The sequence below is a fragment of the Sphingobium soli genome, assembly GCF_020782245.1.
In the GTDB taxonomy this organism is placed as follows: Bacteria; Pseudomonadota; Alphaproteobacteria; order Sphingomonadales; family Sphingomonadaceae; genus Sphingobium; species Sphingobium soli.
The window spans coordinates 23,858-50,053 of sequence record NZ_JAJGNP010000009.1; the positions used below are offsets into that span (position 1 = coordinate 23,858).

The 26,196-nt window shown below is 65.1% G+C and carries 23 protein-coding genes; 9 read left to right on the forward strand and 14 right to left on the reverse strand.

Annotated features, from left to right (window positions below; all coding sequences use genetic code 11):
- Positions 1 to 9: 9 nt before the first annotated feature.
- The 3 genes from LL253_RS11940 to ruvA all read right to left on the reverse strand — a co-directional run bounded on the left by LL253_RS11940 (position 10) and on the right by ruvA (position 3,528).
- Positions 10 to 1,764: an AMP-dependent synthetase/ligase gene (locus LL253_RS11940; RefSeq protein ID WP_228227390.1), complete on the reverse strand. Its 1,755-nt coding sequence runs from the start codon at positions 1,762 to 1,764 to the stop codon at positions 10 to 12.
- A gap of 139 nt (positions 1,765 to 1,903) precedes the next feature.
- Positions 1,904 to 2,923: a Holliday junction branch migration DNA helicase RuvB gene (gene ruvB / locus LL253_RS11945; RefSeq protein WP_228222270.1), complete on the reverse strand. Its 1,020-nt coding sequence runs from the start codon at positions 2,921 to 2,923 to the stop codon at positions 1,904 to 1,906.
- Positions 2,920 to 3,528 (reverse strand): Holliday junction branch migration protein RuvA, encoded by a 609-nt coding sequence (gene ruvA, locus LL253_RS11950; RefSeq protein WP_228222271.1) that lies wholly within the window; start codon positions 3,526 to 3,528, stop codon positions 2,920 to 2,922. Before ruvA ends, ruvB begins: the two co-directional genes overlap by 4 nt.
- 123 nt (positions 3,529 to 3,651) lie before the next feature.
- Between ruvA and LL253_RS11955 the strand changes: the two genes are divergently transcribed.
- The 3 genes from LL253_RS11955 to LL253_RS11965 all read left to right on the forward strand — a co-directional run bounded on the left by LL253_RS11955 (position 3,652) and on the right by LL253_RS11965 (position 6,000).
- Complete coding sequence (locus tag LL253_RS11955; protein ID WP_228227317.1) at positions 3,652 to 4,221, forward strand: peptidase S14; 570 nt, start codon at positions 3,652 to 3,654, stop codon at positions 4,219 to 4,221.
- A gap of 98 nt (positions 4,222 to 4,319) precedes the next feature.
- Entirely contained in the window at positions 4,320 to 4,637 is a 318-nt protein-coding gene (locus tag LL253_RS11960) for a hypothetical protein (protein WP_228227318.1), read from the forward strand.
- A gap of 55 nt (positions 4,638 to 4,692) precedes the next feature.
- Complete coding sequence (locus LL253_RS11965; RefSeq protein ID WP_228227319.1) at positions 4,693 to 6,000, forward strand: methyltransferase family protein; 1,308 nt, start codon at positions 4,693 to 4,695, stop codon at positions 5,998 to 6,000.
- A 3-nt stretch (positions 6,001 to 6,003) separates the two neighbouring features.
- On the opposite strand, the gene LL253_RS11970 is transcribed toward LL253_RS11965, so the two are convergent.
- The 4 genes from LL253_RS11970 to LL253_RS11985 form a co-directional block, all read right to left on the reverse strand.
- On the reverse strand, positions 6,004 to 7,377 hold the full coding sequence (locus tag LL253_RS11970; RefSeq protein WP_228227320.1) for a glutamate--cysteine ligase: 1,374 nt from the start codon (positions 7,375 to 7,377) through the stop codon (positions 6,004 to 6,006).
- Between the two features lie 98 nt (positions 7,378 to 7,475).
- Positions 7,476 to 8,222 (reverse strand): 16S rRNA (uracil(1498)-N(3))-methyltransferase, encoded by a 747-nt coding sequence (locus LL253_RS11975; protein ID WP_228227321.1) that lies wholly within the window; start codon positions 8,220 to 8,222, stop codon positions 7,476 to 7,478.
- A gap of 43 nt (positions 8,223 to 8,265) precedes the next feature.
- On the reverse strand, positions 8,266 to 9,414 hold the full coding sequence (locus LL253_RS11980) for a DUF1501 domain-containing protein (RefSeq protein WP_228227322.1): 1,149 nt from the start codon (positions 9,412 to 9,414) through the stop codon (positions 8,266 to 8,268).
- 3 nt (positions 9,415 to 9,417) lie between these two features.
- The gene (locus LL253_RS11985; protein ID WP_228227323.1) at positions 9,418 to 10,848 is read right to left on the reverse strand and encodes a DUF1800 domain-containing protein; all 1,431 of its coding nucleotides are present in this window, start codon (positions 10,846 to 10,848) and stop codon (positions 9,418 to 9,420) included.
- A gap of 133 nt (positions 10,849 to 10,981) precedes the next feature.
- Between LL253_RS11985 and ubiA the strand changes: the two genes are divergently transcribed.
- The gene (gene ubiA / locus LL253_RS11990) at positions 10,982 to 11,887 is read left to right on the forward strand and encodes a 4-hydroxybenzoate octaprenyltransferase (RefSeq protein ID WP_228227324.1); all 906 of its coding nucleotides are present in this window, start codon (positions 10,982 to 10,984) and stop codon (positions 11,885 to 11,887) included.
- Entirely contained in the window at positions 11,884 to 13,338 is a 1,455-nt protein-coding gene (locus LL253_RS11995) for a phospholipase D-like domain-containing protein (RefSeq protein ID WP_228227325.1), read from the forward strand. Before ubiA ends, LL253_RS11995 begins: the two co-directional genes overlap by 4 nt.
- Here LL253_RS11995 and LL253_RS12000 read toward each other — a convergent pair.
- From LL253_RS12000 to LL253_RS12020, 5 genes are all read right to left on the reverse strand, one after another.
- Positions 13,335 to 14,450 carry a pyridoxal phosphate-dependent aminotransferase gene (locus LL253_RS12000; RefSeq protein ID WP_228227391.1) on the reverse strand — a complete coding sequence of 372 codons (1,116 nt, stop codon included), beginning with the start codon at positions 14,448 to 14,450 and terminating at the stop codon, positions 13,335 to 13,337. The genes LL253_RS11995 and LL253_RS12000 overlap by 4 nt on opposite strands.
- Before the next feature lie 83 nt (positions 14,451 to 14,533).
- A complete protein-coding gene (gene smc, locus LL253_RS12005) occupies positions 14,534 to 17,977 on the reverse strand; it encodes a chromosome segregation protein SMC (RefSeq protein WP_228227326.1) in 3,444 nt (1,147 codons plus the stop codon).
- A gap of 74 nt (positions 17,978 to 18,051) precedes the next feature.
- A complete protein-coding gene (locus tag LL253_RS12010; protein WP_228227327.1) occupies positions 18,052 to 18,783 on the reverse strand; it encodes a DsbA family protein in 732 nt (243 codons plus the stop codon).
- Between the two features lie 43 nt (positions 18,784 to 18,826).
- On the reverse strand, positions 18,827 to 19,492 hold the full coding sequence (locus LL253_RS12015) for a thioredoxin domain-containing protein (protein ID WP_228227328.1): 666 nt from the start codon (positions 19,490 to 19,492) through the stop codon (positions 18,827 to 18,829).
- 54 nt (positions 19,493 to 19,546) lie between these two features.
- A complete protein-coding gene (locus tag LL253_RS12020) occupies positions 19,547 to 20,089 on the reverse strand; it encodes a DUF721 domain-containing protein (RefSeq protein WP_009820464.1) in 543 nt (180 codons plus the stop codon).
- Between the two features lie 26 nt (positions 20,090 to 20,115).
- Between LL253_RS12020 and LL253_RS12025 the strand changes: the two genes are divergently transcribed.
- From LL253_RS12025 to LL253_RS12040, 4 genes are read left to right on the forward strand one after another with little or no spacing between them, the layout of a single operon-like run.
- The gene (locus tag LL253_RS12025) at positions 20,116 to 21,186 is read left to right on the forward strand and encodes an A/G-specific adenine glycosylase (protein WP_228227329.1); all 1,071 of its coding nucleotides are present in this window, start codon (positions 20,116 to 20,118) and stop codon (positions 21,184 to 21,186) included.
- Entirely contained in the window at positions 21,164 to 22,081 is a 918-nt protein-coding gene (gene nudC / locus LL253_RS12030) for an NAD(+) diphosphatase (protein ID WP_228227330.1), read from the forward strand. The genes LL253_RS12025 and nudC overlap by 23 nt, the downstream gene beginning before the upstream one ends.
- Before the next feature lie 43 nt (positions 22,082 to 22,124).
- Entirely contained in the window at positions 22,125 to 23,471 is a 1,347-nt protein-coding gene (locus LL253_RS12035; protein WP_228227331.1) for a TldD/PmbA family protein, read from the forward strand.
- Positions 23,458 to 24,255 carry a 3'(2'),5'-bisphosphate nucleotidase CysQ gene (locus LL253_RS12040; protein ID WP_228227332.1) on the forward strand — a complete coding sequence of 266 codons (798 nt, stop codon included), beginning with the start codon at positions 23,458 to 23,460 and terminating at the stop codon, positions 24,253 to 24,255. The genes LL253_RS12035 and LL253_RS12040 overlap by 14 nt, the downstream gene beginning before the upstream one ends.
- Here the strand turns inward: LL253_RS12040 and LL253_RS12045 are convergent.
- Complete coding sequence (locus LL253_RS12045; protein WP_228227333.1) at positions 24,252 to 24,845, reverse strand: hypothetical protein; 594 nt, start codon at positions 24,843 to 24,845, stop codon at positions 24,252 to 24,254. The two genes, LL253_RS12040 and LL253_RS12045, sit on opposite strands and share 4 nt — an antisense overlap.
- 67 nt (positions 24,846 to 24,912) lie before the next feature.
- Entirely contained in the window at positions 24,913 to 26,196 is a 1,284-nt protein-coding gene (gene purD, locus LL253_RS12050; RefSeq protein ID WP_228227334.1) for a phosphoribosylamine--glycine ligase, read from the reverse strand.

The following is a 26,196-nucleotide window of genomic DNA, read 5'->3' on the forward strand; positions in this document are numbered from 1 at the left end:
CGCTCCCGGTCAATTTTTATAGAGGGCGTCCAGGCGATCCGCATAGCGTTTGCGGATGATATGGCGGCGGATCTTCATGGAGGGGGTCAGCTCCTCATTGTCGATGGCGAAAGGTTCGTCGGCCAATATGAAGCGGCGCACCCGTTCTATCACGGACAGGTCGTCATTGACGCGGTTGACCGCAGCCCGCAGCGCCGCCTGGTATGCCGGCAGAGCGCCCACGGCGTCCATCGGCACGCCTTGATGTTCCGCCCATTCGTGCGTCCATTCAGCATCCGGCACGACCAGCCCGACCAGATAGGGGCGGCGGTCGCCATGGACCATGGCCTGGCCGATTTCGGGTTGCAGTGTCAGCATCCCTTCCACCTTTTGCGGAGAGACATTGTCGCCCTTGTCGTTGACGATCAGGTCTTTCTTGCGGTCCGTAATGCGAATGCGGCCACGTGCGTCGATCTCGCCAATGTCGCCGGTATGCAGCCAGCCGCCCTTGAGCACCTTTTCGGTTTCGGCCGGATTGCGCCAATAACCGTGCATCACCAGTTCGCCGCGCACCAGGATTTCGCCATCGTCGGCAATCTTGACTTCGACGCCGTCGAGCGGCGGCCCGACCGTATCCATGGCGATGCCGGCGCGCGGCCGGTTGCAGCTGACGACCGGACCTGCCTCGGTCTGGCCATAGCCTTGCAGCAGGGTGAGGCCCATCGCCTGGAAGAACAGGCCCACGTCCGGGTTCAGCGGCGCACCGCCTGATACCAAGGCCTTCATCCGTCCGCCAAAGCGCGCACGAACCTTGGGGATGAGCGTGCGGGCGAGCAACGCCTTCATCGGCGCGTCGAGGATGGAGCCTTTGCCCGCCTGTTCCTTGGCAGCGATGCGCAGCGCCTGGTTCAGCAGATAGGTGGGGAACTTCCCCTGCTTCTCGATAGACTTGATGATACGCGCGCGCAGCACTTCGAACAGGCGCGGCACGACGACCATGATCGTCGGCCGCGCTTCCTCGATATTGCTGGCGAGCTTTTCCAGCCCTTCGGCATAATAAATCTGTCCGCCCAGCAGCATCGGCAGGAACTGGCCGCCGCTATGTTCATAGGCGTGGCTGAGCGGCAGGAAGGACAGGAAGACTTCGTCGCCCCAGCCGAAATCCTCGGTCACGACTGCGCCCGCGCCCTCGCAATTGAGCAGGATCGCGCCATGATGCTGCATCACGCCGCGTGGGCTTCCCCCCGTGCCGCTGGTGTAGATGATGCAGGCCTGATCCTCGCGCGTCGCGGTCTGCGTTGCGGCGACAATGTCGACATCGGCGGCGGGGTCGCCGGCATGCGCCGCGATCAGATCGGACCAAAGATGGCAGGCGCAGCTGCCCTGCGCACCGCGCAGCGGCTCCATGCCGATGACGAAATCGGCCTGCGAGCGGATAACTGCGGGCATCAGCGCCTGCGCCAGCTTGGCTGTCGACACAATGACCGCGCGCGCGCCGCTGTCAGTCAAAATATGCTGATGATCGCGCGTTGTGTTGGTGGTGTAGGTCGGCACGGTGATGCAGCCGGCCGCCATGATCGCCAGGTCGGCGATGCAGAATTCGGGCCGGTTCTCGCTCACCAGCATGACCGGATCGCCCGGTTTCAACCCCTGTGCCTTGAGAGCGGCGGCGAGCGCTGCCACCTGACGCGCGACTTCGGTCCAACTGAGCGAGTGCCACTGGCCATCGCTCTTGCGCCACAGGAAGGACGTGTCACCCTTCTCCTTGGCGCGGGTGAAGAACATAGTGACAAGGTTGGGAAATTTCTCGATCGCCCTCAAGGCTCAACTCCTGCGGTTTCCGGCGCGTCTGGCGCGCGCCTGTGCATGTTTCAAGGCTATAAACGCCCCCTGCCGTAACGGCTATGCCTTTTGCACAGTTGCGTCAGTCGAACAGGCCGTTCTGCACATCTTGCGGTGGATTGAGGCCCAGATGCTTCCAGCCCGGGCCGTTGAGGCATCGGCCGCGCGCGGTGCGGGCGATCAGACCAAGCTGGATCAGATAGGGCTCGATCACTTCCTCGATCGTGTCGCGTGCTTCCGACAGGCCGGCTGCGAGCGTTTCGACGCCAACCGGGCCGCCGCGATAGATATCGGCAATCATCATCAGATAGCGCCGGTCCATGAGGTCGAGGCCAAGCTGGTCGACCTCCAGCCGTTGCAGTGCGCTGTCAGCCACTTGCCTGTCGACAGCGGGTGCGCCCGCGACATTGGCGAAGTCGCGTACCCGGCGCAGCAATCGTCCGGCGATGCGCGGGGTGCCACGCGATCGGCGCGCGATTTCGACCGCGCCGTCGGACGTGATGGAAAGGTCCAACAGATGCGCCGCGCGGCGCACGACCCGCTCCAGTTCCTCGACCGTATAAAATTGCAGACGGACGGGAATGCCGAACCGGTCGCGCAGCGGCGTCGTCAACAGGCCCTGACGCGTCGTCGCGCCGACCAGCGTAAAGCGCGGCAGGTCAATCCGCACCGATCGTGCGGACGGGCCTTCGCCGATCATCAGGTCGAGCGCGCGGTCTTCCATCGCGGGATAGAGCACTTCTTCGACCGCTGGATTCAGCCGGTGGATTTCGTCGACGAACAGGACATCCCCTTCGTCCAGATTGGTGAGCAGGGCGGCCAGATCGCCCGACTTGGCGATGACCGGGCCCGACGTGGCGCGAAAGCCCACGCCCATTTCCTTGGCGACGATCTGCGCCAGCGTCGTCTTGCCCAGGCCCGGTGGGCCGAAAAACAGCACATGATCCAGCGCATCGCCACGGGACTTTGCCGCCTGGATGAAGATGCGCAGATTTTCGCGTGCAGCCTGCTGGCCGACAAATTCGTCCAGCGATTTGGGACGCAGCGCCGCGTCCACATCTTCGGGCCGGCGCGCGGGGGTGAGCAGGCGGTCGTCCGTCACTTCGCCGCCTTTCGCAGCGCCAGGCGCACCAGTGCGTCAAGGCTGGCGCCTTCACCCAGTTCCCCTTCGGCCGCTGCGACGGCGGCGCTCGCTTCGGCGGGCTTGAAGCCGAGATTCTGAAGCGCGGACAGGGCATCGGTGCTCATATTGCCCACGGGCATCGCCACCGCGCCGCCCACGCCGATCGGGCCGCCAGCAGGCGCAGCGCCGATCTTGTCTTTCAGTTCATTGACGATACGCTGCGCCAACTTGGGGCCAACGCCATTGGCGCGCGCGACCATCGCCTTGTCGCCTGTCGCAACCGCGCGATGCAGCTCGGCCGGCTCCAATGCCGAGAGGATTGCGAGCGCGACGCGCGATCCCACGCCCTGCACATGAGTCAGCAGCCGATACCAGTCGCGCTCGTCTGCACGGGCGAAGCCCACCAGCCGGATCGAATCTTCGGCCACCAGCATTTCGGTGTGAATCGTGACGGCTTCGCCGACCGGCCCCAACGCCGCCAATGTGCGCGACGACGCGCCGACGAGATAGCCGACTCCGCCGACGTCGATCACCGCATGGTCAATGCCGGTGCTGTCCAAAAGCCCCCTGAGTTTCGCAATCATGCCCGCTGTCCCATGGTCATGATCTGTTCTTTACAGGCTGCGCCATCACATACCAGTCCCAAAGCACGGCACCTTTTGCATGCCCGCGCGTATTGCAGCCCGACTCTGACCAAGGATAATCCCATGAATGCTCCGCTGCTGTCGCCCAAGGATTTCGAATTCCCCGCCATCGCACTGTCTGGCGTGGTCGATCACGGCATGTATCTGCATTTCAAGAACTGCCTGACCAGCGCGCCGCAGCAAGGGCTGGTGGTGGTCGAGATTTCGACGCTGGGCGGCGACCCGGAAATCGCGCGCATGATGGGTGAGGATATCCGGTTCCATTCGGACCTCTATCCCGATCGGCGACTGGTGTTTCTGGGCAAGACCGCCGTCTATTCTGCGGGCGCGACCTTCATGAGCTTTTTTGCGACGGAAAATCGATATCTGACGCGCGGGACGCGGGTGATGATCCACGAACGGCTGATCACCAAGACGGTGAACCTGTCCGGCCCGCTGTCCACCTGCATCGCCACGCTCAAGGCCAATATCCACGAGATCGAAACATCGATCGCGATCCAGAATGAAGGGTTCCAAAACCTGATCCTGGGATCGCAGGTCACGATGGACGAGGTGCTACAGAAGGCGCCGGAAAACTGGTATCTGGAAGCCAATGAAGCACAAGCGAGGGGGTTGGTGGCCGCGGTCTTGTAAAAGACCAGGCCCGAACCGTCCGGATAATCGAGCGCAGTGCAGGACGGGAGAGGGATGTGGACGCGCGATATGAGATCAGGGCCGACCCGGCGCGGGGCATGATCCGCGTCCAAATGGGCGGTTTTTTCGATCAGTCGGATGTTCAGTCTTTCGCGGCGGACTATCGTGCGGAACTTAGCCTTGTGGCGCATCCCGGTCAGCTGACGCTGGTCGATATCCGCGACATGAAGATCCAGGCGCAGGACGTCGTCGCGGCCTTTGGATCAGTGATGGCCGCGCCCGATATCCGGTCCCGCAAGCTCGCCTTCCTCTGCGGATCGACACTCGCCCGGTTGCAGGCGCAGCGCCTGACCGACCGGGAGGGCGTCGCCTTTTTCGACGATGCGGCAGCAGCGGAGGCGTGGCTGCTGGCCTGAGTATGCCGTCCGTGCGCAAGCGCCTTCATCGCTTGCTTACGCTTTTCTGCTAGGCATGACGCCCATGTCGAAGAGTGATTCCTGTCCCCGGTCCGCCGTCAGCCATGGTGTCGGCCTAGCCGGCCTTGCGGGGCTTGCGCTATGGACCATCGTCGCCCGCCATTATGGCATGAACGGTCCCAATGCCGGCCTGGCGGCAGTCGTGGCCTGCGGCGTACCGATGGTCCTGTGGTCGCTGATCGTCGACAAGGTGCATCGCAACGCATCGACCGGCATCGACTGGTCCGCCCCGCCCCGGCCTGTCTGCGACGTGCTCGACATCAGCATCGTCAAGATCGCCGGCCTGTGGGCGACATGGCTTGCCATCGCCATCTTCTATTGCATCGCGCGCTGGTATTGGAGCGGCAATTACCGCTTTTCCATGGACCTGTTCATGAACGCCGCGCCCTGGATGCTGGCGGCGTCCATTCCCTATATCCTCTGGGTCGACAGGCGGCTGATCGAGCCACGCGACGCCACCTATAGTTTCGGGCAGTGGGTGATCGGCGGCGCGGCTGGCGCGGCGGACATGGTGGAGGTGGCCAATCACGCCCGTGCCTGGGCGGTCAAGGGCTTCTTCCTGGCCTTCATGGTCTCGATCGTTCCAGGCAATTTCGCCAGCGTGGTCGAATGGCGGGTCAGCGATGCGATGTCCCACCCGGTGGCGCTCGCGGGCTTCCTGATCGCGATCATGTTCATGGTGGACGTGTGCCTGGCGACGGTCGGCTATATCCTGACCTTCAAGCCGCTCGATTCCCACATCCGCACCGCCAATCCTTATCTCAGCGGCTGGCTGGCGGCGCTGATCTGCTACCCACCCTTCGTCCTGATGGGCAATGGAGGGCCGCTTGACTATCATTCCGGCGGCGCGGAATGGGACGTCTGGACACAGGGATCAACGGCGCTGCAATGGATCCTGGGCGGCTGGCTGGTCCTGCTGACCGCTATCTATGCCTGGGCGACCGTGGCGTTCGGCATCCGCTTTTCCAACCTCACCCATCGCGGCATATTAACCCATGGCCCCTATCGATGGACCCGTCATCCTGCCTATCTGTCGAAAAATCTCTTTTGGTGGTTCGCCTCGCTGCCGTTTCTGACGGTCACGGGCTCCGTTACCGACATGGTGCGCAACTGCGCGATGCTGGCGCTTACCAACGCGGTCTATTATTGGCGCGCCAAGACCGAGGAGCGGCATTTGTCGGCTGATCCCGATTATCGCGCCTATAGCGACTGGATGGAGCGCAACGCGCCGGTGCCCCGCTTCTTCGCCTGGGCAACCGGGCGCAAGCGTAAGGTCCAGATCAGCGAGCAGCCGGCCGAATAAAGGTCAGAAGCTTTCACCGGCATAGACGCGGCTGAGGTCGCCCTGCCATTCGCCATGATAGCAATCGAGCAAGCGTTCGGCATTGGTCTTGCCCGATGCGGCGACGTCTTCCAGGAAGGACAGATAGCCGGTCTCATTGTCGCCCGACCCATTGAGGCGGGCGCGCGCGGCAAGCCCCGAGCGGGCGATGTCGATCACCTCGCGCGCAATGTCGCGCAACTTGCGGCCGCCGCCGACCGGCGCGTCGAGGCCCAGTTTGGGGACGGAATCGCGCAGCGCCTGCCGCTCTTCCATGCTCCAGTCCTTCACCACGTCCCAGGCCGCATCGAGCGCTTGGCTATCGTAGAGCAGGCCGACCCATAGCGCAGGCAGCGCACAGATTCGGTTCCACGGCCCGCCGTCCGCGCCGCGCATTTCCAGAAAGCTTTTCATCCGAACTTCGGGGAAGGCGGTGGACAAATGATCCTCCCAATCCTTCTCGGTCGGCTTTTCACCCGGCAGAACGGACAATTTGCCGTCCAGAAAGTCACGGAAGCTAAGGCCCGCCGCATCGATATATTTGCCGTCGCGGTAGACGAAATACATCGGCACATCGAGCGCATAGTCGGCATAGCGTTCATAGCCAAAGCCGTCTTCGAACACAAAGGGCAGCATGCCGGTACGCGCCGGGTCGGTATCCGACCAGATGTGGCTGCGATAGGACAGGAAGCCGTTGGGCTTGCCGTCGGTAAAGGGCGAATTGGCGAACAGCGCGGTCGCCAGCGGTTGCAGCGCCAGGCTGACGCGAAACTTCTGCGCCATGTCGGCTTCGCTGCCATAATCCAGATTGGTCTGGATGGTGCAGGTCCGCAGCATCATGTCGAGGCCAAGCGAACCGACGCGCGGCATGTGGCGCAGCATGATCGCATAGCGGCCCTTGGGCATGATCGGCAGGTCGGCTCTGCTCTTGTCCGGCCACATGCCAAGGCCAAGGAAGCCAAGGCCCAGCTGGTCGCCGACATATTTCACCTGTTCCAGATGCCGGCCCGTCTCCGCGCAGGTCTGGTGCAGATTTTCCAGCGGCGCCCCCGACAGTTCGAGCTGGCCAGCGGGCTCCAGGCTGATCGTGCCGTCGCTGCCCGACAGGGCGATGATCTTGCCGCCTTCATAGACCGGTTCCCAGCCAAAGCGGGTGAGGCCAAGCAACAGCGCGTGAATGCCGCCCTTTTCCTCATAGGAGGGGGCATGATGATCGCCGCGGTCGTAGACAAATTTTTCATGCTCGGTGCCGATGCGCCAGCGGTCCTTGGGCTTTTCGCCCTTGGCAAAGGCCGCGATCAGCTGGTCGCGGCTTTCGATGACGGGATCATGACCCGCTGAGTCGGTTCTTGTGCTCATGCCACGCCCTTAGTGCTTCCCCCCGGCGCGTCAAACCGGACCGGCCGCGATCAGATAAGTTGCCCTTGCAGGCAAGGCAAGAAGATAGCGAAACGAAACTAGTTCCAGTCGCCGTTGATCGCCATCCAGGCTGATGTCGCCGCGATGGCGGCGGTTTCGGCGCGCAGAATGCGCGGGCCGAGCGATACGGCCACGGCGCCCGGCGTCGCCTGGATCGCGTCCCGCTCCTGCGGGTCGAATCCGCCCTCTGGCCCGACCAGGAACGCGGCGGGGCCGGGATGGGCGCGCAGCGTCTGTTCCAGCGGCGCGCCACCGCTTTCGTCCGCGAAGAAAAGATGGCGGCGGCTGTCCCAATTGCCAAGGAGCGCGTCCAGCTTCATCAGCGAGCCTAGATCGGGCAGGGCGGTGCGTCCGCATTGTTCAGCCGCTTCGACCAGATGCGCGTGCAGCCGATCAAGGTTCAACTTGTCGACGACAGCGCGGCGGGTCAGCACCGGTTGCAGCTTGGCGACGCCCAGTTCACACGCTTTTTCCGCGATCAGGTCGATGCGGCCCTTGCGGATGGGCGCGCAGCACAGCCAATAGTCAGGGACCTGCTCGGGCGCCCTGGTCTGCGCCACGCATTCCAGCACCAAATCCCGCTTGCGAATGTCGCGCGCGCGCGCCGCCCATTCGCCCGAGCGGCCATCGAACAGCAGGACGACATCGTCCGGCTTCACCCGCATCACACTGATCAGATAATGGGCCGGGTTGCCATCCACCGGCACGGCAACGCCGTCGCCCAATTGCGTTTCGACATGCAAACGCGGGGCGCTCTGCGGCGGCCAGGCGGGGGTGGCGGTCATCGGCAAGCTCTTGCCGCACCGTGATGCGCCTGTCGAGCGGCAGTTAGGCTCGAAACGGCTTCAGCCCAGGTTGAGAGGGATATAGGCGGGCCATCAGCCGCTCAGGATCCAAGCTGAAATGCGCGGCCAGAGAAGCGCCAATGACAGCTTCAGCAGCGATGGTCGGTCTCAGGTCGCGGCCATCGAGCAATGCGGCCGGGTTCAGTCCAGGCCAGTCCGCATCGACCTGCCCAGCCCCGTCCAATGCGCCGCCCATCAGCATCATCAGCCCACCTGTGCCATGATCAGTGCCTGCCGTCCCATTTATCGCAACGGTTCGACCGAATTCGGACGCGACAATCACCAGCGTTTTTGTCCAGGCAGCACCCAATCCGTCGGCGAGCGAAGCGATCATGGCATCGAGATTCTTGAGTTGCATTGCCATGCGCGGTGCCTGTGAGCTGTGCATATCCCACCCATCGCTTTCCATCATCATGATCCGCGCACCGTCGGGTTGCGCCAGCATCTGCCCGGCGAGCATGCCGATAGCGGCGGCACCGCGGTGTCCGTCCAGGTCGAGATTGTCCGCGAGTTCGTGCGTGGCGCGCGCGCTGTCCCAAAGCGATGCCAACTGCGCATCATCAGCATATAGGGCTGAAACGCGCGTCATAATATCATCAGACGCATCGGAAAGTGCCGATGGCGCATAAGTCGCGACCTGTGTGGAACCCCGCATTGCCATGGGTACGGATGGCGCGATGGCCATGGCCCGGTCCTGCATGGCCGGCAATTGCATCAGCAGCCGGCCTACCCAGCCGGTTTTTTCGGTGTAGGGTTGTCGCCCACCACTCTCCAGAACATTCTGCCCGTCAAAGTGGGAGCGGTCGCGATAGGCCGAGGCGCTGGCATGAACGAAACGCGCCTGTTTCTGTTTGGCGAGCAGTCCGACCCGCTTCAGCGAGGGATGCAGGGTGAAGAAGGATTCACCCAGCACTTCTCCGCCCAGCACAGTGTCGGCCATAACACCGCGCTGCTTCAGGAAGGCTGGATCGCCGGTGGGTGCAAGGATATGAAGGCCATCGGCCGCACCGCGCTGGATGATGAAGACGAAGCGTTGTTCCGTGGCTGCAGGCCCTGCATAGGCGATGCGGGGCAATAAGGCTGTCGTGGCAAGCGCGCCAGCGGCGCCAAGAAATCGGCGTCGATCCAGCATGTCCTATCTCCTCATCATCTCTGGCGCGACCAGCAGCAATGCCATGCCTTGTTGCGGGCTTTCCGCCCGAGCGACTACCTGCGCGGTCGCGGGACGAAGCGCCTCGCCAAAAACCCGACCGGCAACCTCGCGGGGGTCAGTTGCCGGAGATGTGTGTCGGGCAAGCCTTTGCGCAACCTCTACGCGTCGGAAAAGTGCTTCCGGCCCGGCCCAGTCCCCCGCAGAGTCGGCGAAACCGGCAGGAGACCCCGGTTGCCAAATGGGTTGGCCAAGCTGCGCGAAGAGGCCAGCGAGTTGATGGTCGGCCTGATCGGGATTGTCAGGCATTTCGGGCACGCCACCTTGCAAGCGAAATGCGCCGATCAGCCAGTCCCAGGGGGTGCGGAATTTCGATTCGGTATTGGCCCAGGCCTCGGGCGCAGTGATGAGCGCCGCATAGACCGCGCGCAAGTCTCCACCTTTTTCCAGATAGACTGTCTCCAAGCGTGCCACCAGGGGAGCGGGGGGTTCGTCGGCGATGAAATGTCGCGCAATCTTGGTGGCAAGATGCCGCGCTGTCGCTGGATGGCGGGCGAGGTCGGTCAGAATGGCGCGGACTTGTTGCATTCCCGCCTGCGGGTAGGTTCGATCGAGAATCGTGCGCTTCCCCGGTTCATGAAGGGGTGGCGCAAACAGGAAATCGCCCGGTTCGCCCCCTAGCCGCGTGGTCAGTCGTTGCACCGGGCCGTTGCCCAGGCCAACGGCGGTCCAGCCTGTCAGCGCACGGGCCAGTTCGGTCACATCGCTCTGGCTGTACCCGCTGCGCGCGCCCAGCGTGTGAAGTTCCAGTATTTCGCGCCCCAGATTTTCATTCAGGCCCTGATTTCTGCCACGAGCGGCTATTTTCTGTCCGAATTGACTCTTGGGGCCAATGGATTGTACCTGATCCAGATAAAGCAGCATTGCAGGGTGCTGGACGACGGCAAGCAGCATGTCTTCGAACCGGCCGAGGACATGAGGGCGTATCGCCTCGAACTCCATCAATCCGGCAAGGCCAAGCACAAGCGGCTTGTCGATCGACACCGCAAAATGATTCGACCAGAAATGGACCAGACGGTCGACAAATGGCGTTTCGCTGGCCACGGCCGCGCGAATCCGCACAGCGGCTTGAGCCTCATAATGGCCGCGAAATTGTCGGCTTTGCGGAAGCTGAGCTACTTTCACCTTGGCGTCGCCCGCCATGGACGCAGCCTGCATCGCTTGCTTGCGCGCGGTGCGAAGAGCATAAAAGTCAGCGTTTATGCGCGCGCGCGACGCCAGCGCACCAGTGCTGGCAAGGTCGGGGCGGTAATCGTCCATCTGATCGCGCAACCACCCGATCGGATCGGTCAGTGGCTCATCGCCCGGCCTGGGGCCTAGGCCGAAGCGGCTCCAAGCGATGTCGGTCTTTCTCATGAGCGTTATTCCTCTTACCCGACCACTATGCGCTAAAATTGTCGCAGAAATGTCCCAAGCTGGTAAGGTGAGGGCTATATGCGACAGGCCGAACGGGCTTTTCGGATCGCGACGCAGTCGATAGTTGGAGCGCATGACTGATACCATCGTCCCCGACAGCCAGGCGCGCAGTCTGCTGGCGCGGTTGCCCCCAACGCCTCGCATGCTGGCGCAACTGGCGCGGCTGGACCGGCCGATCGGCTGGTGGCTGCTGTTCTGGCCGGGCGCCTGGGCGGTTGCCTTGTCTGGCGGCGGCTTTGCACGGTGGCCGCTGATCGCCTGGCTGCTGCTGGGCAGCATCGCCATGCGCGGCGCGGGATGCGTGTTCAACGACATTGTCGATCGCGACCTGGACCTCAAGGTCGCGCGCACTGCCGCGCGGCCGCTTGCGAGCGGAACGATGGCGCTCAAGACTGCCTGGGTCTGGCTGCTCGCGCTCTGCCTCGTCGGGCTGGTCGTGCTGGTGCAGCTGCGCCCCTATGCGCAGGTCGTCGCGCTGTGCAGCCTGGCGCTGGTCGCGGCCTACCCCTTCATGAAACGCATCACCGGGTGGCCGCAAGTCTGGTTGGGTCTCGTCTTTTCCTGGGCATGCCTGGTGGGATGGAGCGAGGTGGCGGGCGCGCTGACGACGCCCGGCCTTCTCCTCTACGCAGGATCCATCTTCTGGGTCATTGGCTATGACACCATCTATGCCTTGCAGGACCGGGAGGATGACGCACTGATCGGGATCGGGTCCAGCGCGCTGTCGATGGGGCGCCATGTGCGCGCGGGCGTGACGTTTTGCTATCTGGCCGCGCTGTCGCTATGGGCGGCTGCGATCTGGCTGATGCGCGGGCAGGGCCTGGCGCTGGCGGCATTGCTGCCGATGGCGGCGCATCTGATGTGGCAGGTCGGCACGTTGAAGGAGGACGGGATCGACCCGCTGCTTAAATTCCGCTCCAACCGCTTTGCCGGTTTCCTGATGTTCTTGGGCTGCCTCACCGTGGGAAGCGCTGCATGACGCCTCAGCCGGGCGCCGATTGTTGGCGGATCGAGCGGGCCGACAAGGCCAGCGTGGTCATCGACGCGGACACCTATTTTCGTCATGCGCGGGCCGCGATGATGAAGGCGAAGCGCCGTATTATGCTGATCGGATGGGACTTCGATGCAGCGATCAGCCTGGTGCGCGAGGAGGAAGCGCATGACGGCGCGCCGACCACGATCGGCGAATTCATCAGCTGGCTGGTCGATCAAACGCCGGAGCTGGAAATCTATCTGCTGCGCTGGGATGTTGGCGCGATCAAGGCGATGGCGCGGCCTACCAATTTCTTCACCACGCTTAAATGGATGGCGCACCCGCGCGTCACCGTGAAGCTGGACAGCCATCATCCGCCGGCCGCATCGCATCACCAGAAGATTGTCGTCATCGACGATTGTTTCGCCTTTTGCGGTGGCATCGACATGACCGGCGACCGGTGGGACACGCGCCATCATCGTGATGAGGAATATGGCCGGCATCATCCCGATGGATCGCCCTATGGCCCCTGGCACGACGCGACCACGGCGCTGAAGGGCCCGGTCGCCGCAGCGCTGGGCGACCATGCCCGCGCGCGATGGAAGGGTGCGGGCGGCGAGGAGCTGGAGCCGGTGACGGGCAGCTATGAATGCTGGCCCGAAACCTTGCCGGTGCAGTTTGAAAATGTCGATGTCGCCATTGCCCGCACTGCGCCCGAAATGGACGATCAGGACGGCCTGACCGAGATCGAGCAACTGTATCTCAACCAGATCGCGCTGGCAAAACGGCACGTCTATGCCGAAAGCCAGTATTTTGCATCGCGCCGTATTGCCGAGGCAATCGCCAAACGGCTGGCCGAGCCGGACGGGCCGGAATTCGTCATCATCAACCCGCAGCAGGCCGATGGCTGGCTGGAAAGCCAGGCGATGGATTCGGCGCGCGCTCGACTGGTCGAGGCCTTGAAGGCGCGCGATCCGCATGGCCGCCTGCGCCTCTATCACCCCTTCACCCAGCGCGGCGCGCCAATCTATGTCCATGCCAAGATCCTGATCGTCGATGATCGGCTGATCCGGGTGGGGTCGTCCAACATGAACAATCGTTCGCTGCGGCTGGACACCGAATGCGACATCTGCATCGACACCGCGCTGCCCACCAATGCGGGCCGACAAAAGACGATCCTGCGGATTCGCGACGACCTGATCGCCGAACATCTCGATCTGCCACTGGAGCGGGTGGCGGCGGTGATCGCCGAGCGGGGGCTGATCGCGGGCGTCGAGGAATTGCGGCAGAAGCCCGGCCGGACGTTGCGACCGTACCGGACGCCGGACCTCAATGCGGTTCAGGAATGGCTGGCCGATAATGAGGTGCTGGACCCCGAAGGCCCGGAGGAAATGTTCGAGCCGATCAGCGAGCGCGGCCTGTTCCGCCGAATGAAGGGCTGGTTCGGCCGCCCCTAACCGATAGCCAGCCGGTCCAGCGTTTCGCCAAAGCGGGCGAGGGCGACCCCAAACCCCTCCGCTTGCTGGGCAAAGCCGATCCGCATATGATCGGGGTGGCCGAAGCAATCACCCGGGGCGAGCAAGACCCCCTGCTTTGCCAGCGCCTCACATAAGGGCCGGCTGTCCTGCCCGTCCACCAGCCAGGGGAAGGCGGTCGTACCGCCCGACGGCCGGACCCAGGCAAGGGCGCTAGCGGTGCTATCCATAAATTCATCCAGACGCGTCAGATTCGCGCCTGCAACGGTCGCCAGCCTGTCGAGTATCAGGCGGCTATGATGCAGGGCATGGGTGGCGAGTCGTTCGAGCAGTGGCGAGGCGCTGATTGTGAAATAGCTGCGCGCGTCGACGATGCGCGCGCGCCGCTCTGAATCGGCGTCGATCAGCCAGCCAGTGCGCAGCCCCGGAAGCGACAACGACTTTGACAGGTCGCTGGTGACGATGACATTAGCGAGGCCCGCGGCCGATTGCTGCGGTGGGCCGAAATAGAGCGGGTGATAGACTTCATCCACCAGCAAGGGGATGCCCCGATCGGCGAGGGCGCCGGCAAGCCGGGCAATGCCTTCGCGGGGCATGACGCTGCCGCTGGGATTATGCGGCGTGTTGACGATGACCAGCGCGGTGTCGCGATCGACATCGGCGAGGATGGCATCCGCTTCCTGGGCAAAGCCGCGCGCGCGTTCCAGCCTGTAGGTTCGGGCAGTGAGGCCCCATCCGCGGGCGACGGCGTCATAGGCCGGATAACCAGGATCGGGCAGCAGGATATGCGCGCCCGGTCGGGAAAGGAGGCAGAAGAGGATAGAGAGTGCTTCCGATGCGCCGGTGGTGGCGACGACCATGTCCGCATCGACGCCGTGAAAGGCGGCGATGGCGCTGCGCAGCGCAGGCGTGCCCGCCGGCGGCGCGTAGCTCAGAACAACATCCCCAAGATCGAGCGGCTGATCGCCCAGCGCACACAGGTCCGCCACACTCCACCGCGGCCCGGTACTGGAGGCCAGATTGAAGGCAATCGGCGGATCGGCGAAGTCGTGCGCCGAAAGCCAGTGATCCAGCGCGAAGGGCGGCAAATGCACCAAGACATGACCTCCTTGTCATCTGGGAGAAGAATGACGCGGATTGCTGCGCCGGAGCAAGGGCCAGGCGCGACCCGCTGGCCTTATTCCGCCGCCAGCAGCGCTTCGGCCCCGTGCAGGTTGACGGACACCAGGCGACTGACGCCGGGTTCGACCATAGTGACGCCGAACAGGCGGTGCATCCGCGCCATGCTGACGGCATTGTGCGTAACGATCAGATAGCGGGTGTTGGTTTGCGCCACCATCGCGTCAAGCAGATCGCAAAATCGCTCGACATTGGCATCGTCCAGCGGCGCGTCCACTTCGTCCAGCACGCAGATCGGCGCGGGGTTGGTGAGGAACAGGCCGAAGATGAGCGCCACGGCCGTAAGCGCCTGTTCGCCGCCCGACAAAAGCGTGAGCGCGGCGAGCTTCTTGCCGGGCGGCTGGGCCATGATTTCCAGCCCCGCCTCCAGCGGATCGTCGCTGTCGATCAGTTCCAGATGCGCCTGGCCGCCGTTGAACAGCGTGGTGAAGAGACGGCGGAAATGGCCGTCCACCGCCTCGAATGCGGCAAGCAGGCGCTGGCGCCCCTCCCGGTTGAGACTGCCGATGGAGCCGCGCAATTGATGAATGGCCTGGGTGAGTTCCGCGCTTTCGGCGCGGCTGGTCGCCTGGCTGGTTTCCAGCTCCGCCAATTCCTGCGCCGCGACCAGATTGACTGGCCCGATCCGTTCGCGGTCGGCGACGAAGCGGTCATGTTCGGCCTGTTCGGTCTGGGCAATGCGGATGTCGGCGCTGGCAAAGCCGAGCTTTTCGGGCAGCACCGGGGGCGGGCATTCGAAGCGTTCACCCGACAGGCGATTGGTTTCGATCCGGCGTTCGTCGGCGGCTTCGGCGCGGGCGACGGCGGTGGCGCGGGTTTCGCGAGCGGCCGCAAGCGCTTCTGCGGCTTGTGCCGCCTGCGCTTCGGCCTGGCGCAGCGCGGCTTCCGCCGCCTGTTCAGCGGTGCGTGCGCGCTCGGCGGCGTCGGTGAGCGTCGATCCTTGCGTTTCAAGGTCGGCAATCGCCTGGCCCAGGCGATCGGGTGCACCCTCAATCGCAGCGCGTTCCTGCGCAATGTCTTCGCCGCGCCCGGCCATGGCGGCGATGCGCTTGGCGGCCTCTCCGGCCCGGGCACGCCAGCCCTTAATCTCTGCATCGGCGGCGGCCTGCCTGTCGCGATCGCTGTCCAGCGCGCGATCGGCCAGCGCCTGATCGGCCTGCAACTGGCTGACGACGGCGCGCGCTTTCTCGCTGGCCTGGCCGAGGGTAGCAACCAGCTGGCCGGTCGCCGCGCCATCGGGCATGGTCGCACGCGCGGCCTGCGCCTTTTCATGATCGGCCTGCGCGCGCTGAAGATCGCTGCGTGCGGCGGCGAGCCGCTCTTCCACCGCTTCGCGCCGCCCGGCGAGCCGCTCCAAGGCCGTCGTCGTTTCATCGGCAGCGCGCAGCGCGGCGCGCAGGCGCTGGTCCGCTTGCGTCAGAGCGGTGCGCCCGGCCGACAGTGCGGCGACCGCGGCCTGCTCGCGCTCTTTTGCGTCGTGCTGCGCGGCATCGGCTTTGTCTGCCTCCGCCTGTGCCGCCGGGCGCGCTGCGGCGATCGCGTCCAGCCGGTTGAGGCGGATCAGCCGTTCGGCCGCCGCCGCCCCGCCCTCCAGCGCGACATAGCCGTCCCAGCGGCGCAGCTGCCCATCGCGCGTGACGAGCCGTTGCCCCACGGCGAGCGGCTGGCCTTCATCCCTGTCCACCACCGCGATTTGGCCCAGGCGACGGGCAAGCGCAGAGGGCGCGGTGACATGGTCGGCGAGCGGCATCGCGCCGGCGGGAAGATGCGGATCCTGCGCCAGCGGCTCTGCCCCGGCCCATCGACGCTTGCCATCAGCCGAAACGGGTGCTTCGAGATCGTCACCCAGCGCGGCGGCGAGCGCGCGTTCATAGCCGGGCGCGGCCTTCATCTCGTCCAGAGCGCGGGCCTTGGGGCCTGCGCCGCCATCGACCGCGCGCTTGAGCGCGGCGGCTTCGCTATCCAGTGCGGCGAGGGACGCGCGGGCCGAAGCCAGCGCGGCTTGCGCCGCCGCGCGCGCATCTGCGGCGGCCTGCCTGTCCTGTTCAGCGGCCTCGATCGCGGCTTCGGCGGTATCGCGGTCGGCCTGCGCGCGCGTCTGATCGGCCTGCGCACTGGCGCGCTGCGCCATCAGCGGATCGGAATCCGGCAAGGCTGTGGCCTCGCTTTCCAGGCGCGCCACGTCCCGTTCCGTGCGGTCGCGCTGAGCGCGGGCGGAGGCCAGCGCGGCTTCGGCGACGCGCAGTTCGGCCTGCTCCGCCGCCTGCGTCGCCATCGCACGGGCCAAATCCAGTTCCGCGTCGCGCGCTTCTCCTTCGGCCGTCGCGATGCGCGCGGCAAAATCGGGCCTCAGCTTTTCGGTTTCAGCGATCCGGACCTTGAGCGTCGCAATTTCGGCGGTCAGGCGCGCGATCGCGTCGGCTGCATCATTGGCGAGCGTGCCTTCGCGCGCGCGATCTTCCGCCAGCCGGCCGGCCTGCTGTACCAGATCGGCAAGGCGGCGAACCGCCGAGTCCCGTTCGGTGCGCAGCGCGGCGAGCCGATGGCCCGCTTCATTGGCGGCGTCACGCGCGCTTTGCGCTGCGGACCGGCATTCCGCCAGCGCGGCGAGCGCGGCCTGCGCATGGGCGGCCGCGGCGAGCTGTCCCTCCTGCGCGGCGGCGACGGCGGCGTCGGCCTGCCGCGCTTCCGCGCGGGCGGCTTCGGCACTGGCATGGGCCTCTCGCCAACGCGCGAAGAGAACGCGGCCTTCGGCAACGCGGATCTGATCGGACAGGCGGATATAGCGTTCCGCTGCCTTTGCCTGACGCCGCAGGGCATTGGCGCGCATGTCCATGTCGAGCAGGATTTCATCCAGGCGCGCAAGATTGGTTTCAGCCGCCCGCAATTTCTGTTCGGCATCCTTGCGCCGGACATGTAGCCCGGCAATGCCCGCCGCTTCTTCCAGCATGGCGCGGCGTTCCTGCGGCCGTGCGGCGATGACGGCGGCAATACGCCCTTGGCTGACAAGGGCGGGGCTGTGCGGACCGGTCGCGGCGTCGGCAAAGACCAGCGCCACATCTTTGGCGCGCACATCCTTGCCATTGGCGCGATAGGCGCTGCCCGCGCCGCGCTCGATCCGGCGCGTGACGTCCAGTTCCCCATCAGCGCCGACGTCCACCGCGTTGAACAACTCTCCCTGTTCCTGGATGGTGAGCAGGGAGACTTCGGCAAAGTCGCGCCGGGGCCGGCTGGCTGTGCCGGCGAAGATCACATCCTCCATGCCCGCGCCGCGCATCGATTTGGCGCTCGATTCGCCCATGACCCAGCGAATGGCTTCGAGCAGGTTGGATTTGCCGCAGCCATTGGGGCCGACGATACCGGTCAGCCCCGGTTCGATCCGCAATTCGGTAGCGTCGACGAAGCTTTTGAAGCCGGAAAGCTTGAGCCGCTTTATCTGCATGGCGGCAATCCGGGGCAGCGCGCCGCCCCGGCTTTTCTTCGCTCAGGCGGAGATGTCAGCCCCCCGCCGCGCAATCAGAGACCTGCTTCCTTGAGACGGGGTTCGAGCGAGGCCCAGTTGGCGGCATTGTCCACCAGCACCCCATTGATGAGGAAGCTGGGCGTGCCGGTGATCTGATACTGGTTGTTCGCAGCCTCGACACCCTTGGCCAGTTTTTCAGCGGTGGCCGTGTCGGCCAGGCATTGCTTGGCCTGATCCTCCGAAATGCCGCGCTGCTTGGCGAAGTCGATCAGCCCAGCGATCTGGGCGATCGCCACCGGGCGCTGCGCGGGCGACAGTTGCTCCACGCCCTTGAACGCGTCGTCATTGTCCTGAACCTTCTCGAACATCGCACCCTGATTGGCGAAAAACTGTTCGGACAAGGGGTAGAAGACGTCCTTTCCGCCGCAACGGGCGAGCAGCGCGGTGGTCAGGTCGATCGGATCGCGCACATAGGTGCGAAATTCATAGTTCATCTTGCCGGTATCGACGAGCTTGCGGATTTCCGGCGAAGCGGTCTCGGCAAATTCGGCGCAATGGCTGCACGTGAAGGAGCCATATTCCACGAGCTTGAGCTTGGCGTCGGGATTGCCCATCACGAAATTGCCATCCGGCGTTTCGTTGACCGTGGCCGACCATGTCGTGCCGGCGGGCGCGGGCACGGCGGCGATCGGCGTGCCGCTGGGCTTGGCGGCCTCCTCACTGCTGTTGCAGGCGGCAAGGCTGAGGCTGAGGGCGGCGATGGCAAGACCGGTAAAGGCTTTCACGACGGGCAAGGCTCCGATGATTGGCGACTGGAAGCGGTGTAGATCAGCGGACGACAGGGGGCAATGCGGCCTTCACCGTCGCCCAGTTCGAACCGTCAACCTTCGTCCCGTTGATGGTGAAGCCGGGCGTGCCGGTGATCTTCACCTTGGTCCATGCCTCGTCCGTCATCGCCAGCACCTGCTTCATGGATTGTGGGTTGGCGATGCAGGCGTTGAGCTGCGCATTGGTAAAGCCGCGTTTGTTCATCAGCGCATAAAGACCTGTCTTCTGGCCGATATCCTGGAGCGCCGGGATCTGATCGGCGGGCTTTTGCGCGTCGCGGTCGTAGCTTTCGACCTGCGTGATCCAGGCGCTCTGGTTGGCGAAGAGTGCCTCATGATTGCTCATGAACTTGGTTGGCCCGCCGCAGCGCGCCAGCAGCGCGGCGGTCAGGTCATATTTGTCGCGCACGGCGTTACGCACCTCGACCCCGACCTTGCCGCCCTTCACATAATCGGTCCGCAGCGGCGCGCTCGCCTCGCTCACGAAATGCGCGCAGTGCGAGCAGGTGTAGCTGACATATTCCACCAATTTGGTGGGAGCGGCGGGATTGCCCATATAATGGCCGCCGATCGGCGTCATCGTCACGCGGCTGGCCCAGTTGGCGGCGGGCGCTGCGACAAGGGCGGCGGGTAGGACAAGCAGGCTGAGCGACAGAAGCTTCTTCATGGGGCGCGTCCAAAAAAGGCTGACATAGACAGGGCAGGCTGAACCGCAGCTAAACTAGCTGACCTTGGGCAGGCCGCTGCTGTTGGCGAGACCCTGCGCCAGCGATTCGAGCACTGCGCGCAATTCGGGATCGCCAATGTCGCGCAGCGAATCGCCCAGCTCGACCGGAATGGGCCGAAGATTGCGGGGTGGCGGCCGGCGTTCCGCGCTGACCGAGGCGAGTTGGCCCTGGCGCATCGCGATCTTGGCCACCGCGGCATAGCCGAAAAAGCGGTTCACGCGCTCGATGATGTCGGGCAGGACATGCTGGATCATGGGTCCATGGCCGCTCATCACCGTCAGTTGCAGCGTGCCGCCGGCTTTCTTGCCGACCGGAAAGCGAATCGATTCAGGCGCGGACACCGCCGCATAATGTGGGCCGACAATGTCGGTCCAGCGGGTGACGATACTGGACTGGACAAAGCCGAACTTGCGGAAGGCGGCGCGGCCGATGTCGGGCATCAGGTCCGCGATCTGTCGCGGAGCGCCGATGCGCGGGCGTTCTTCGGCAGGTGCTTTGCGCATTTTCATTTTCGGGCTGGCCGGGCGTTCCGTCATGGCCCGCTTAATGGCATAGGGCTGCCATGCGCGTCGAGGGTCGAGAATCAAAAATCGCGGGTGCCCTGCTTGCGCATTATGATGTTCATGCGCGCCGCCTGCCCTGGCGCGCGCCGCCGGGCACCAATGCGAGCGACCCCTATCGTGTCTGGCTGTCCGAAGTGATGCTGCAACAGACGACAGTGGCGGCGGTTGGGCCCTATTTCGCCAGATTCACCACCAGCTGGCCGACTGTGGAGGAGCTGGCGGCGGCGCAGGATGCGGACGTCATGGCGGCATGGGCGGGGCTTGGTTATTATGCGCGGGCGCGCAATCTGCTTTCCTGCGCGCGGGCGGTGGTGCGCGACCATGATGGACGCTTTCCCGATACCGAGGAGGGGCTGCGCGGCCTGCCAGGCGTGGGCGCCTATACCGCTGCCGCCGTCGCGGCCATCGCCTTTGGCCGGCGGGCGGTGGTGGTGGATGCCAATGTCGAACGGGTGGTGGCGCGCCTGTTTGCCATTGATACCCCGCTGCCGGCCGCGCGCTCGGCAATCCGCGCCGCCGCCGACCGTATTACACCGGACGCGCGGGCCGGCGATTTTGCGCAGGCCATGATGGATCTGGGCGCGACCATCTGCACGCCGCGTAACCCGGCCTGCGGCATTTGTCCGCTGCGGCAGGATTGCGCTGCCTTTGCAACTGCCGACCCTGCCGCTTTTCCGGTCAAGGCACCGAAAAAGGTGAAGCCGCACCGGCTGGGCCATGGCTGGTGGATCGAGCGCGACGGCCATGTCTGGCTGGTGCGCCGCCCGGACAAGGGGTTGTTGGGCGGGATGCGCGCACTGCCAAGCTCGGATTGGGGCGCGGCGCCCGAATGGACGCCGCCCGTCGATGCGGCATGGACCAGTCTTGCCGAGCCAGTCAGCCATGTCTTCACCCATTTCTCGCTGGCGCTGGCGCTTCATCGCGCCCATCTGGACGCAGGCATGGAGCCAAATGGGACAGGCGAATGGTGGCCGATCGACCGGATAGGGGAGGCGGGACTGCCCACGTTATTCGCACGCGCAGTGGAAGCGGTTAGGAGGGACAAGGATGCACGGGACGCAAAAGACTGATCGGCCGTTGCCCGGCTTTGTCGGCGGGACGTTGGATCGGGTCGATCATGTCCGCACCAATCCCGCGCTGCTGGCGCAAGCCTTTGCTGATCCGGCCGCGCGGCGACTGGTGCTGGACGGGCTGGAGCCGGTCGAAGTGGAGGGTCATCTGGTGCTGGAGCCAATTGGCGCAGACGCGCAGATGATGGACCATGTGCTGCTGGGGGTCGATCGGCAGGCGCGGCCAATCTTTGCGCGGCTGGTGAAGGACCTTGGCCCCAATCTAGTGCCCACGCCGCGCAGCCGCGCCATCGCAGGACTGATCCCGGCCGACGAAGTGGCGCTCTATGGCGCGGCGCGCAGCTTGGTGCATTGGCATGCGCGGCACCCCTTTTGTTCGGTCTGCGGCGGCGCGACGCAGGCCGTGAAAGCCGGATGGTCGCGGCGGTGCGAGACGTGCGGCGCGGAGCATTTCCCCCGCACCGACCCCGTCGTCATCATGCTGGCGGAGCATGAGGGGCGCGTGCTGCTGGGCCGGCAGCATAGCTGGCCTGAAGGTCGCTATTCCGCGCTTGCCGGCTTTGTCGAGCCGGGCGAGACGATCGAGGAGGCGGTGGCGCGCGAGATCCATGAGGAGGCGGGCGTACGGGTCCATTCGGTGCGCTATGTGATGAGCCAGCCTTGGCCCTTCCCATCGTCCCTGATGATCGCCTGCGTCGCCCAGGCGCAGGATGATGCCTTGCGGATTGACGAGACCGAGATCGAACATGCTTTCTGGTGCGATGCCGATGGCGTGCGCGCGGCGATGGCTGGCGATTCGGACGCGCCCTTCGTCGCGCCGCCGCAGATGGCCGTCGCCTGGCATCTGCTGGACCATTGGCTGGGGAAGGTTGTTCCCGCCGCCCCAAGCGCGTAAGGCCGGGCCTTCCTTTCCCCCCATCAAGGACTATCTTCTCTCCATGCTCAGCCTAGACGAAGCCCAGTCGCGCGCGCAGGATTTGGTCGATGCAGCGCGCAAGGCGGGCGCGGATGCGGCCGACGCCATCTATGCCTGCAATGCGTCGACCAACGTGTCGGTGCGCTTGGGCGCGCTGGAGGATGTTGAGCGGTCCGAGGGCGAAGACATCGGCCTGCGCGTCTTCATCGGCCAGCGCTCGGCCAGCATTTCCGCGTCCGACATGAATCCTGCAACCTTGGGCACGCTGGTCGAGCGTTGCATTGCGATGGCGCGCGAAGCGCCGGAAGATCCCTATGCGGGCCTGGCACCCGAAGACCGGCTGCTCAAAAAACGGCCGCCCTCGCTCGACCTGACCGACGAGGAGGAGCCGGAACCCGCTGCGCTGCGCGAGCGCGCCTTGATGGCGGAGGATGCGGCGCGCGGCGTGCCGGGCATCACCAACAGCGAAGGCGGCGGCGCATCGAGCGGGCGCAGCCAGGTGGCGCTGGCGACCAGTCACGGCTTTGCCGGCGCCTATGCCGGCACCAACCACGCAACCTGGGCCAGCGTCCTGGCGGGCAGCGGGTCCGACATGCAGCGCGACCATGCCAGCCATTCGGCGCGGCATCTGCGCGATCTTGACCATGCCGACGCCGTAGGCGCGCGGGCCGGGCAACGCGCAGTCGCCCGGCTGAACCCGGTCAAGGTCGGCAGCGGCGTCATGCCGGTAATTTTCGACCCGCGCATCGGGTCAAGCCTGGTGGGTCATCTCATCAGCGGCATCGTCGGTCCGGCCATCGCCCGCCGGTCGAGCTTCCTGCTCGATCAGCTGGGCGAGGCGGTTTTTAATTCCGCCGTCACCATTATCGACGATCCGCTGCGCCCGCGAGGCCTACGTTCCCGGCCGTTCGATGGTGAGGGCCTGCCGGTCGAACGGCGCGCGCTGATCGAGGATGGCGTGCTGACCGGATGGCTGCTCGACAGCACATCGGCCCGGCAATTGGGGCTGGAGCCAACGGGACATGCGAGCCGGGGCGGCAGTGGCGCGCCGGGCGCGAGTGTCACTAACGTGTATATGGAGGCAGGCAGGACGTCGCCGGGCGACCTGCGCTATGACGTGAAGCGCGGCATTTACGTGACCGAATTGATCGGCATGGGCGTCAATCCCGTCACCGGCGATTACAGCCGGGGCGCGTCCGGGTTCCTGATCGAAAATGGCGCGGTCATGAATGCAGTGTCGGAAATCACAATCGCCGGCAACCTCAAGGACATGTTTCGCAGCCTGACGCCAGCGAGCGACCTGTATTTTCGCTATGCCATGAACGTACCTACCATCCGCATCGACGGGATGACCGTTGCCGGAGGCTAAACTTCCCGTACGCGCAATCGTGTCCGCCGTGGCGGATGCGGCTGACCATGGGTTGACCCTGTGGGCCAACGGCGAAACACGGGTGCGGCAATGGGAAAAAGTGCCCGGCCACCCGGTGTGCGAGGCGGATCTGGCGCTGGACGCGATGCTGCGCGAAAGCCTGACCGCGATCGATCCCACCGCCGGCTGGCTGTCGGAGGAGACGGCCGATACCGTCCACCGGCTTGGCCTGTCGCGCGTGTGGGTGGTCGATCCGATCGATGGCACGCGCGATTATCTGCGCGGGCGGCGTGGCTGGGCCGTATCGGTTGCCCTGGTTGAAGATGGCGCGGTGCGGATCGGCATATTGGCCGCGCCCGCGCGCAACGAATTATGGGTGGCGCAGGCAGGGCGCGGGGCGACGCGCAATGGAAAGGTGCTGAAGGCGGGAACGCGCACGATCCTGCCGGGGGCGCGGGTGCCCGCAGACCAGTTGCCGCGCGCCGACCGGGATCTGGTCGCGGTGGAAAAGCCCAACAGCATCGCGCTGCGCATGGCGCTGGTTGCCGCTGACGAGGCCGATCTGGTCGCGACGGTGCGCTGGGGCAATGAATGGGACGTCGCGGCGGCGGCGCTGATCTGTGAGGAGGCTGGCGCCACCGTCACCGACGCGCTGGGCGATCCGCTGCGTTTCAACCGGCCGCAGCCCACCGCCTTTGGCCTGTTGTGCGCTGCGCCGGGCATTCATGGCGCCGCGCAGGAACGGCTCGCCCCGCGCGCGCAGGAGATATTGGGCCGCGGCTAAAGCTTGCCATATTTCGCTTCAAAGCCCGCGGTGTCGCCAGCCGCAAGATATTTTGCCTGATCCACCCATTGATCGCGGACCGGGCGGCCCTTGAAATTCCCCAGCCGCGCGTCGATGGCGGCAATGTCGGAATCCGTCCAGGCGGCGATCTGCGCATAGCGGCTGACGCCCAGTTCGATCAGCAAGGCCTTGAGCTTGGGGCCAACGCCTTTCAGTCGGAGAAGATCGTCGGGGGCAGCATCATCGGCCGGGGCGGCGATAGCGGGTGAGGCGGGGATCGGTTCGGCGTCGGCCGGCGGGACATGTTCGGCGATCGGTTCCACCGCCGACCCAGGCTCCACTGTCTCGACGGGCTCGACATCGGCGGCAGGCGCGGGCGACGTCGCCACCGGAGCGGGCGTCGGCGGCACCGTGACGGGATCAGCCACCGGCGGCGCGGCGGCAAGGGGAGCCGTTTCCACAGGCGCGGTCGTGTCCGCCAGGGTTTCCACGTCGGGCTTGCGTTTGCCCGAAAGCAGGAACACCAGGCCGATAAGGACCAGCAGCGCGATCAGCAGCCACAGGCCATAGTCCATGAAGAATTCCTGCATCGCGCTACGTCTCCCCTCGGTGTGTCGTTCTGCTATTTAAGGATGCTTTCCGTCGCGCCGCAAGGGTTCACCCTTGTTTCGCCTCTCGCTCCACTTCGCGCCAGCCAATGTCGCGGCGGCAGAAGCCGGAGGGAAAGTCGATCGTATCGACGGCGGCATAGGCTGCGGCCTGGGCAGCAGCGACGCTGTCGCCGGTCGCGGTGACGTTGAGCACCCGGCCGCCATTGGCGACGAGCGATCCGTTCCGGTCCGCCGTGCCGGCATGAAAAATCTTGGCGCCTGCCCGCTCGGCGGCGTCCAGACCCGCGATGCGCCCGCCCTTTTCCGGCGTGCCGGGATAACCGTTGGCGGCCATGACGACCGTCAAGGCGGCGCGTTCGGCCAGCGAAACCGGTCCCTGATCGGCCAGCCGACCCTGCGCGACTGCGAGCAGCAGCGCGGCAAGATCGCCATCGAAGCGGCTCATCAGCACCTGGCATTCTGGGTCGCCGAAGCGGGCATTATATTCGATCAGCTTGGGCCCAGCCTCGGTCAGCATCAGGCCGGCATAGAGAACCCCCGAATAGGGCATGCCTTCAGCGGCCAAGCTATCGACAGTCGGGCGAATGATCGTGTCGATCACCTGCTGTTCCAGGTCGGGCGTCAGGATTCGCGCCGGGCTATAGGCGCCCATCCCGCCGGTATTGGGACCGGTATCGCCATCGCCCACGCGCTTGTGATCCTGGGCGGATCCGAAGGGCAAGATCGCGCTGCCGTCGGTCAGGGCGAAGAAGCTCGCTTCCTCTCCGGTCATGAACTCTTCCAGCACGACTTCCTCGCCAGCCGCGCCAAATGCGCCGGAGAACATCGAATCGAGAGCTTCCAGCGCCTCTTCCCGGCTTTGTGCGATGATGACGCCCTTGCCGGCGGCCAGGCCGTCCGCCTTGATGACGACGGGGAGCGCGAAATCGTCCAGCGCGGCGATCGCTCCATCCTTGCTGGTCACGCGGACATAGGCAGCGGTTGGGATATTTGCGCGCTTGCACAAATCCTTGGTGAAACCCTTTGACCCTTCCAATTGCGCGGCCTTGCGGTTGGGGCCAAAGACGGGAACGCCCATGGTGCGCAGATTGTCTGCCAACCCGTCAACCAGCGGCGCTTCGGGACCGATCACCACCAGCCCGATCGAATGGCGGATGCAGAAGTCCAAGACCGCGCGATGATCCGCCGCATCAAGGTCGACCAGCGTGGCGTGCTGCGCTATGCCCGGATTGCCGGGCGCGGCATAAAGCGTGTCGAGGCCGGGCGATTGCGCCAGCTTCCACGCCAGCGCATGTTCGCGGCCGCCGCCGCCAAGCAGAAGGATGTTCAT

Bases quoted from the DNA above. Each gene is read 5' to 3' on its own strand.
- LL253_RS11940 (WP_228227390.1), bottom strand. From the start codon at position 1,764: ATGTTCTTCACCCGCGCCAAGGAGAAGGGTGACACGTCCTTCCTGTGG.
- ruvA (WP_228222271.1), bottom strand. From the start codon at position 3,528: ATGATTGCGAAACTCAGGGGGCTTTTGGACAGCACCGGCATTGACCAT.
- LL253_RS11955 (WP_228227317.1), top strand. From the start codon at position 3,652: ATGAATGCTCCGCTGCTGTCGCCCAAGGATTTCGAATTCCCCGCCATC.
- LL253_RS11960 (WP_228227318.1), top strand. From the start codon at position 4,320: ATGATCCGCGTCCAAATGGGCGGTTTTTTCGATCAGTCGGATGTTCAG.
- LL253_RS11965 (WP_228227319.1), top strand. From the start codon at position 4,693: ATGACGCCCATGTCGAAGAGTGATTCCTGTCCCCGGTCCGCCGTCAGC.
- LL253_RS11970 (WP_228227320.1), bottom strand. From the start codon at position 7,377: ATGAGCACAAGAACCGACTCAGCGGGTCATGATCCCGTCATCGAAAGC.
- LL253_RS11975 (WP_228227321.1), bottom strand. From the start codon at position 8,222: ATGACCGCCACCCCCGCCTGGCCGCCGCAGAGCGCCCCGCGTTTGCAT.
- LL253_RS11980 (WP_228227322.1), bottom strand. From the start codon at position 9,414: ATGCTGGATCGACGCCGATTTCTTGGCGCCGCTGGCGCGCTTGCCACG.
- LL253_RS11985 (WP_228227323.1), bottom strand. From the start codon at position 10,848: ATGAGAAAGACCGACATCGCTTGGAGCCGCTTCGGCCTAGGCCCCAGG.
- ubiA (WP_228227324.1), top strand. From the start codon at position 10,982: ATGACTGATACCATCGTCCCCGACAGCCAGGCGCGCAGTCTGCTGGCG.
- LL253_RS11995 (WP_228227325.1), top strand. From the start codon at position 11,884: ATGACGCCTCAGCCGGGCGCCGATTGTTGGCGGATCGAGCGGGCCGAC.
- smc (WP_228227326.1), bottom strand. From the start codon at position 17,977: ATGCAGATAAAGCGGCTCAAGCTTTCCGGCTTCAAAAGCTTCGTCGAC.
- LL253_RS12015 (WP_228227328.1), bottom strand. From the start codon at position 19,492: ATGAAGAAGCTTCTGTCGCTCAGCCTGCTTGTCCTACCCGCCGCCCTT.
- LL253_RS12020 (WP_009820464.1), bottom strand. From the start codon at position 20,089: ATGACGGAACGCCCGGCCAGCCCGAAAATGAAAATGCGCAAAGCACCT.
- LL253_RS12025 (WP_228227329.1), top strand. From the start codon at position 20,116: ATGCGCGTCGAGGGTCGAGAATCAAAAATCGCGGGTGCCCTGCTTGCG.
- nudC (WP_228227330.1), top strand. From the start codon at position 21,164: ATGCACGGGACGCAAAAGACTGATCGGCCGTTGCCCGGCTTTGTCGGC.
- LL253_RS12035 (WP_228227331.1), top strand. From the start codon at position 22,125: ATGCTCAGCCTAGACGAAGCCCAGTCGCGCGCGCAGGATTTGGTCGAT.
- LL253_RS12045 (WP_228227333.1), bottom strand. From the start codon at position 24,845: ATGCAGGAATTCTTCATGGACTATGGCCTGTGGCTGCTGATCGCGCTG.
- purD (WP_228227334.1), bottom strand. From the start codon at position 26,196: ATGAACATCCTTCTGCTTGGCGGCGGCGGCCGCGAACATGCGCTGGCG.